At 73.1% G+C, this 7,805-nt stretch carries 7 protein-coding genes; 5 read left to right on the top strand and 2 right to left on the bottom strand.

Annotated elements, in window-relative coordinates; all coding sequences use genetic code 11:
• Nucleotides 1-35: 35 nt before the first annotated feature.
• Complete coding sequence (locus ACWGL3_RS29410) at nt 36-536, bottom strand: beta-class carbonic anhydrase (RefSeq protein ID WP_452462036.1); 501 nt, start codon at nt 534-536, stop codon at nt 36-38.
• A gap of 152 nt (nt 537-688) precedes the next feature.
• Complete coding sequence (locus tag ACWGL3_RS29405; protein WP_267946053.1) at nt 689-1,402, bottom strand: metal-dependent hydrolase; 714 nt, start codon at nt 1,400-1,402, stop codon at nt 689-691.
• A gap of 263 nt (nt 1,403-1,665) precedes the next feature.
• Here ACWGL3_RS29405 and ACWGL3_RS29400 point away from each other — a divergent pair, with 263 nt between their 5' ends.
• From ACWGL3_RS29400 to ACWGL3_RS29380, 5 genes are read left to right on the top strand one after another with little or no spacing between them, the layout of a single operon-like run.
• On the top strand, nt 1,666-3,513 hold the full coding sequence (locus ACWGL3_RS29400; RefSeq protein ID WP_346660215.1) for an ABC transporter substrate-binding protein: 1,848 nt from the start codon (nt 1,666-1,668) through the stop codon (nt 3,511-3,513).
• Nucleotides 3,510-4,580: an ABC transporter permease gene (locus ACWGL3_RS29395; protein WP_267946051.1), complete on the top strand. Its 1,071-nt coding sequence runs from the start codon at nt 3,510-3,512 to the stop codon at nt 4,578-4,580. The genes ACWGL3_RS29400 and ACWGL3_RS29395 overlap by 4 nt, the downstream gene beginning before the upstream one ends.
• Entirely contained in the window at nt 4,577-5,569 is a 993-nt protein-coding gene (locus tag ACWGL3_RS29390) for an ABC transporter permease (protein WP_267946050.1), read from the top strand. The genes ACWGL3_RS29395 and ACWGL3_RS29390 overlap by 4 nt, the downstream gene beginning before the upstream one ends.
• Complete coding sequence (locus ACWGL3_RS29385) at nt 5,566-6,585, top strand: ABC transporter ATP-binding protein (protein WP_267946049.1); 1,020 nt, start codon at nt 5,566-5,568, stop codon at nt 6,583-6,585. The genes ACWGL3_RS29390 and ACWGL3_RS29385 overlap by 4 nt, the downstream gene beginning before the upstream one ends.
• Before the next feature lie 34 nt (nt 6,586-6,619).
• Nucleotides 6,620-7,708: an ABC transporter ATP-binding protein gene (locus ACWGL3_RS29380; protein WP_267946048.1), complete on the top strand. Its 1,089-nt coding sequence runs from the start codon at nt 6,620-6,622 to the stop codon at nt 7,706-7,708.
• The last annotated feature ends 97 nt before the right edge of the window (nt 7,709-7,805 follow it).

The following is a 7,805-nucleotide window of genomic DNA, read 5'->3' as shown; positions in this document are numbered from 1 at the left end:
GGGCCGCGCGTACCGGCCCCGCCCGCCAGCGGAGGTCACCCCGGTCGGCGGACCTCACGGAGCTCGCCGGTCACGACGTCGTACACGAAGCCCCGCACCCGGTCGGTGCAGGGGATGAACTGATCGACCTCGATGCGCCGGATCGACCGGAGCACGTCGGTGTCCAGGTCGGTGAAGGCCTCGGCGGCCCAGTCCGGCCTGATGCCCACCTCGTCCTGGACCTGCTGCTTGAAGTCGTCGTCGGTGAAGCCCGCCATGCCGCAGTCGGTGTGGTGGACGAGCACGATCTCCCGCGTGCCGAGGAGCCGTTGGCTGATCGCCAGGCTCCGACGCACGTCGGAGGTCACGGCCCCGCCCCCGTTGCGGATCACGTGGGCGTCCCCCTCGGACAGGCCGAGGACCCTGTAGACGTCGAGCCGGGCGTCCATGCAGGCGACGACGGCGAGGCCCAGTGCGGGGGGCGAGGCGTGGTCGCCCTGGGGGAGGCCCCGGGCGCGGGCGCGGGCGTTGGCGAGCAGCTGGTCGGTGGCGCTCATGGCAGACCTTCCGGGTCCGGGCACCGGCGCGGTGCCGAGGAGGACACGCAGCGTGTCGGCCAGGAGCATGATCCGTGAGCGGTCGCCAGGGCCGGAGAACGGGAAAACCCGTCCCGGGGGCGATCGCCCCCGGGACGGGCCCGGCGCCCTGTCTAGTACTCGGGGAGGATGGCGGGCCAGTCGAAGAGGTAGACCGAGCCCACGATGACGCCCACCGTCAGCAGCGGGGTCACCACCTTCTGCTCGACGGGGCCGTCGGTGACGAACCCCTTGCCCTGGCCGATGCGCTTCTTCCACAGGGGCCAGAAGATCGGCACGCCCATCTTGGTGACCATGTCGCCGAAGAAGTGCAGGATCACGCCGAACGCCACGGCCAGGCCCAGCCAGGTGTAGTTGACGCCCGCGGTGAACAGGGCCAGGGTGATCCCCGCCGTCGCCAGGGCGTTGATGACCCCGGACGCGACCCGGTTCTTGTCCAGGCCGAAACCCAGTCCCTGGAGCGCGATGCCGATGAGCAGGAACACGAAGACCTGGACGGCCATCTCGGACCACAGCGCCAGCAGCTGGACGATCACGCCCATGAGGATCGCGAAGAAGAACGAGTGCGTCCCCATGCGGTGACCGCCGAAGAGGAACCCGAGCATGCCGCCCAGGACCTCGGTGACCTTGCCGTAGGTCTTGGTCACCGTGGCGCTCTTGTGGTCGAGGTCGGGCAGCAGGGCCGCCCCCGCGCACACGAGAGAACCGGCGATGATCTCTCCCGGGCCGAGTTCGAAACTGAGCCCGAGGAATTCTGCGCCTTGGACCAGCGGAACGACCGCCATCCAGCCGACCACGCCACTCAGTGCGTGCGAGTGCCCCATCATGGCGGGAACCGTAGCGGAGTATCACAAGCACCGCGAATCAGGAGTAATTGCGGTCCGGCCCATTCTTCACCCGGCGCACCTGAAACCCCGCTGCGCCGGAGTCCGGCCGCGAATGTATTTCGATGTCACGGCGCTCCTCGGAGGTCATTGACGTTAATCCACGTCCGTTGGTAGACAACCAACAACCCCCGGGTGGCGTGACACCGACCCGGCACCGTCGACCTCCCCGCGCCACCGACCCCACGAACCCGACAGGGGCAGACATGTACTCCCATCGCCCTCCCCCCACCCCCTCCCCGCGCCTCCCGTTGCGAGTGACGACCACGGGTGCGGCACTGCTCCTCGTCGGGGCCGCCGCGGTCGCCCCGGCCGCCGCGGAGCCGGCCGACGAGGCGAACACGCTCACCGTCGCCATCTCCCAGCAGGTCGACTCCTTCAACCCCTTCACCGCCCAGCTGGCCGTCACCACCAACATCCTCGACCACGTCTACGACTCCCTGGTCACGGTCGACGCCGTGACCAACGAGCCCGCGCCGGCCCTGGCCGAGGAGTGGGAGACCAGCGAGGACGGCCTCACCTGGACCTTCCACCTGCGCGACGGCGTCACCTTCAGCGACGGCGAACCCCTCACCGCCGACGACGTCGCGTGGACCTTCACCACCATCATGGAGAACGAGTCCGCGGCGATCGCCAACGGCAACTACGTGTCGGGCTTCGACACGGTCACGGCCGAGGACGACCACACGGTGGTGATCGAGCTGGAGGAGCCCCAGGCGACGATGACCTCCCTCAACGTGCCGATCGTGCCGCGCCACGTCTGGGAGCCCGTCCTGGAGGAGCAGGGCGACGACTTCGCCGACTACACCGGTGAGGACCTGCCCGCCGTCGGCAGCGGCCCCTTCGTCCTCACCGAGCACCACCGCGGCGAGCACATCGCCCTGGAGGCCAACCCCGACCACTGGCGCGGGGCCCCGGGCTTCTCCGACCTGGTCTTCCGGTACTACTCCGAGAAGGACGCCGCCGTCGAGGCCCTGCGCAGCGGCGAGGTCTCCCTCGTCTACGAGCTGACCGAGGCCCAGGCCAACTCCCTGGACGGCGCCGACGACATCGCCGTCAACTTCGCCGCCGGCAAGCGGTTCCAGGCCTTCACCGTCAACCCCGGCGCCCGCACCCAGGACGGGGAGGAGTTCGGCGACGGGCACCCCGCGCTGGCCGACGCCACCCTGCGCCGGGCCATCGTCAGAGCCATCGACAACGAGGAGATCGTCGAGAAGGCGCACGGCGGCCGCGCCACCGCCGCCGGGGGCTACATCCCGGCCCGCTACAGCGACTACCACTGGTCGCCCGAGGGCGACGAGGACACGCTCTCCTTCGACCCGGAGGCCGCCAACGCGATGCTCGACGAGGCGGGCTACGAGAGGGGCGAGGACGGCGTGCGGGTCTCGCCCGACGGCGACCGCCTCGAACTGCGCATGCACGTCCACCAGGACCGGCCGGACAACGTCAACGCCGGACTGGTCATCGTCGAGCGCCTCGCCGACATCGGCATCGAGGTCGAGAACCTCACGGTCGACCCGGGCGTCCTCAGCGACGCCCTCTTCGCGGCCGAGTACGACCTCATCTTCACCGGGTGGACGGTCAACCCCGACCCCGACTACGTGTTCAGCATCCACACCTGCGACGCGCTCCCCGAGGAGCCGGGCAGCATGCAGGGCGACGCCTACTTCTGCGACGAGGAGTACGACGAGCTCTACCGGGCCCAGCTCGCCGAGTACGACCGCACCGCCCGCGCGGAGATCATCCACGACCTCCAGCGGGTGCTCTACGAGGAGGCCGTCGTGAACGTGCTGGCCTACCCGGACATCCGGGAGGCGTACCGCACCGACCAGATCACCGACATGCAGATCCAGCCGGACCCCGGGGGCAACATCTGGGGCCAGGACGGCTACTGGGCCTTCTGGTCCGCCCAGCCGGTCGCCTCGGACGAGGACGGCCCCTCCGGGCCCTCGACCGGGGTCTGGATCGGCATCGGGGCGGCCGTGCTGGTGCTCCTGGCCGCGGGCGGGTTCGTCCTGTTCCGCCGGCGCGCCACCGTGGAGGACCGCGAGTGACCAGCGACCCCGTCACCCCGGGAGCCCCGGCCGGGGCGGAGGCGCCCGGCGCCCCCGCCCCGGCGGGCCCCGCCGGGCCAGGCCGCGCGGGCAGGATCGCGCGCTACGTCGCCGGACGCCTGGCGACCGCAGCGTTCTCGCTCCTGGCCGTGGTCGTGGCCGGGTTCTTCCTCTTCCGCATCCTGCCCGGCGACCCGGTCCGCGCCATGACCGAGGGCCGCGAGGTCACCGCGGAGCAGCGCGAGGAGCTCCGCCGCCAGTTCGGGCTCGACCAGCCCCTCTGGCAGCAGTTCCTCGACTACCTGACGGGCCTGCTCCGCCTCGACCTCGGCACGTCCTTCCAGTTCCGCGAGCCGGTCACCGAGCTCATCCTCGAACGCCTCGGGCCCACGGTCCTGCTCGCGGGGACCGGCACGGTCATCGCCGCGCTCCTCGGCCTCCTCCTCGGCGTCCGGGCCGGGTGGAGGCCCGGCGGCCGGTCCGACCGGGCCAACAGCGCCGTCGCCCTGTTCTTCTGGTCGGTGCCCACGTTCTGGCTCGGACTGCTGCTCATCGTGGCGCTCGCCTCGGGGCGCGGGTTCATGCCCGGCCTGTTCCCCACCGGCGGCATGGTGGACCCCGCGGCGACGGGCCCCGTGGAGACCGCTCTGAGCACGGCCTGGCACATGGTGCTGCCCATCACCACCATGGTCGCCGTGATCTACGCCCAGTACCTCATGATCATGCGCTCCTCCCTCATGGACGAGAGGGGCGCCGACTACCTCACCACGGCGCGGGCCAAGGGACTGCGGGACGCCCTCGTGCGCCGCAGGCACGCGGTCCCCAACGCCCTCCTGCCCACGGTGACCCTGATCTTCCTCAACCTCGGCCAGGTCGTGTCCGGAGTGATCCTCGTGGAGACGGTGTTCTCCTGGCCCGGACTCGGCCAGCTCTTCTACTCCGGCCTGCGCGTCCCCGACCTCGGCCTCGTCCAGGGCCTGTTCGTGGTCTTCGCGGCCTCGGTGATCCTCATGAACCTCCTCGCCGACCTGGTCTACCCGCTGCTCGACCCCAGGGTGCGCCCATGAGCGCGGACACCGAGGAACACGGCGCCGACGCACCGGGCGGAGACGCCGGCGGGGCGAACGGCGCGGGCGGCGCACCCGTGTCGCCCCGGGCCCTGGCACGCCGCCGCCGCGCGGAGGCCCTGCGCCGGTTCGCCCGCGAGTACACCCGCAACCGCGCCGGGCTGGTGGGCCTCCTCGCCCTCTCGGCCATCGTCCTCCTGGCGCTGTTCGCACCCCTGCTGGTGGACCAGGCCGAGCTGACGGTCACCGGCGCCCCCGGAGCCGCCTACGAACCGCCCAGCGCCGAGTTCCCCCTGGGCACCGACAACTTCGGCCGGTCCGTCCTCGACCTCATCATCTGGGGCTCCCGGGTCTCCCTCACGGTGGGCTTCCTGGCCACGGTCGTCTCCGTGGTCCTGGGCACGCTGGTCGGGGTGACCGCCGGGCACTTCGGCGCGTCCGGGGGCCCGGCCGGACGGGTCGTGTCGTCCGTGCTCATGCGGGTCACCGACTGGTTCCTGGTGCTGCCCACCCTGGTCCTGGCCGTGGCGCTGGCCGCGGTGCTGCCGCGCGGCACCGGCACCATCATCATCGCCATCGGCCTCACCGTCTGGCCCGCGACGGCCCGCCTGGTGCGGGCGCAGACCCTGGCGGTGGAGGCGCGACCCTTCGTGGAGCGCGCCCGCGCCCTGGGCGGGGGGCACACCCACGTCATGGCCTGGCACGTGCTGCCCAACGTGATGCCGGTGGTGCTCGCCCAGACCACCCTCCTCGTGGCCACGTCGATCATCGCCGAGTCCACGCTGGCGTTCCTGGGGGTGGGGGACCCCACCACCATCTCCTGGGGCGGCATCCTGGAGGCCGCCCGCACCGCGGGGGCCATCAGCTCCGGGATCTGGTGGTACATGATCCCGCCGGGCCTGGCCATCGCGGCCGTCGCCCTCTCCTTCACCCTGTGCGGACGCGCTCTGGAGTCCGTCATCAACCCCCGACTCCGGGAGCAGCGTTGACCTCCCTCCTCGACGTCCGAGAACTGCACGTCACCTACCGAGCCGGGCACGGCGAGGTCCCGGCCGTCCGGGGCGTCGACCTGTCCCTCGACCCCGGGGGCACCCTGGGGCTGGCGGGGGAGTCGGGGAGCGGCAAGTCGACCGTCGCCCTGGCGCTGCTGCGCCTGCTGCCCGAGAGCGCCCGCATCGGGGGGCAGGTCCTGCTGGAGGGGGAGAACGTCCTCGACATGCGGTGGGGCCGACTGCGCGCGGTCCGCTGGGTGGGCGCGGCGATCGTCTTCCAGGGCGCCATGCACTCCCTCAACCCGGTCAAGCGGATCGGTGACCAGATCGCGGAGCCCATGGCGATCCACGGCACCGTGCCGGCGAACCGGATCCCCGGGCGCGTGGCCGAGCTCCTGGGACAGGTGGGCCTCCCGGCCTCCCGCACCCGCGACTACCCCCACCAGCTGTCCGGCGGACAGCGCCAGCGGGTCATGATCGCGATGGCCCTGGCCTGCGAGCCACGCCTGGTCATCGCGGACGAGGCCACCACCGCCCTGGACGTGATGATCCAGGCGCAGATCCTCGCCCTGCTCAAGCGCCTGGTCGCCGAACAGGGCATCGGCATGCTGATGATCAGCCACGACCTGTCCGTCCTGGCGGCCACCTGCGACCGGGTCGCGGTGATGTACGCGGGCCGCGTCGTGGAGCAGGGCCCCGCCCGCGAGGTCGTGCACGAACCCGCCCACCCCTACGCGAGCGCCCTCAGCGCGGCCTTCCCCCGCATCGGCGACCCGGCCTCGCGCCTGGCGCCCCGGGGCCTGCCGGGGGACCCGCCGGATCCGGCCGACCCCCCTCCGGGCTGCGTCTTCCGACCCCGCTGCGCGGTGGCCGAGACGGTCTGCGCCACGGTCGACCCGCCCCTGTGGCCGGTGGACCCCGACCCCGCCGGGAACTCCGCGCGCCATGCGGCGTGCGTGCACGTGGGCCCCGCGAGACCCCTGACGACCGCCCGGGACGGGGGCACCCCGTGATCCCGACCGCCGCCCCCACCGAGGAGACGCGCCCTTGAGCACCACCGAGACCGACCCCCGCGACGCCCCCCGCGCCTCCGGGGGAGGGGAGGCGCCCGAGCCGATCCTGAGCGCCAGGGGAGTGGAGGTCGCCTTCGCCGCCGGGTTCGCCCCCGGCGGGGGCAAGGGCACGGCGCGCGCCGTCGACGGCGTGAACCTCGACGTGTCGGCGGGCGAGATCGTGGCGCTGGTGGGGGAGTCGGGCTGCGGCAAGACCACCCTGGCCCGGGTGCTGCTGGGCCTGGAGCGGCCCACAGGGGGCGTCGTGGTGTTCGAGGGCAGGCCGATGCGGTACGGCTCCCGGGACCTGCGCGCCTACCGGCGCCGGGTCCAGCTCGTGCAGCAGGACCCCACCGGCTCGCTCAACCCGCGCCGCACCGTCTACGAGTCCGTGGCCGAGGGGCTGCGCATCCACGAGGGCACCACGGCGGACGAGGCCGAACGGGTCGCCGGAGCGCTCTCCGGGGCCGGCCTGCGCCCGCCGGAGCGCTTCCTCGCCCGCTATCCGCACGAGCTGTCCGGCGGGCAGCGCCAGCGCGTGGTGATCGCCGGGGCCCTGGTCCTGGACCCCGAGGTGCTGGTGGCCGACGAGCCGGTCGCGTCCCTGGACGCGTCGGTGCGCGGCGAGATCCTCCGCCTGCTCCTGGACCTGCGGGACGAACTGGGGCTGTCCGCCCTGGTGGCCACGCACGACCTGGGACTGGCGTGGAACATCGCGGACCGCGTCGCCGTGATGTACCTCGGGCGCGTGGTGGAGCTGGGCACCGTGGAGGAGGTCCTGGCCGCACCCGCCCACCCGTACACACGCGCGCTGCTGTCGGTGCTGCCCGACGCGGGCGAGGGCGAGCCGGTGGTCCTGGCGGGCGAGCCGCCGGACCCCAAGCAGGTGCCGCCGGGGTGCCGGTTCCACCCGCGCTGCCCGGTGCTCGCCTCGGGAGAGGCCGAACGGGCGGGCGTCGCCGACCTGTGCCGCACCGTGGACCCCGCGGTCCTGGGGGGCGGGGCCGAACGCCGGGTGGCCTGCCACTGGGCGGCCGCCGACGGGACCGGCCGGGTCCGCGCGGAGGCGGGAGGCGCGGGCTGAGGGCGCCGTGCGCGGTGGCGGCGCCTCCCCCGCGGCGCGCTCCGGACCCGGGGCGCCCCGGGTCCTTCCGGCGGCCGTCGCCGCACCCCTGCGGGGG

It is taken from the genome of Nocardiopsis sp. NPDC055824, from assembly GCF_053616335.1.
This window is presented reverse-complemented; position numbering and strand designations above follow the sequence as displayed.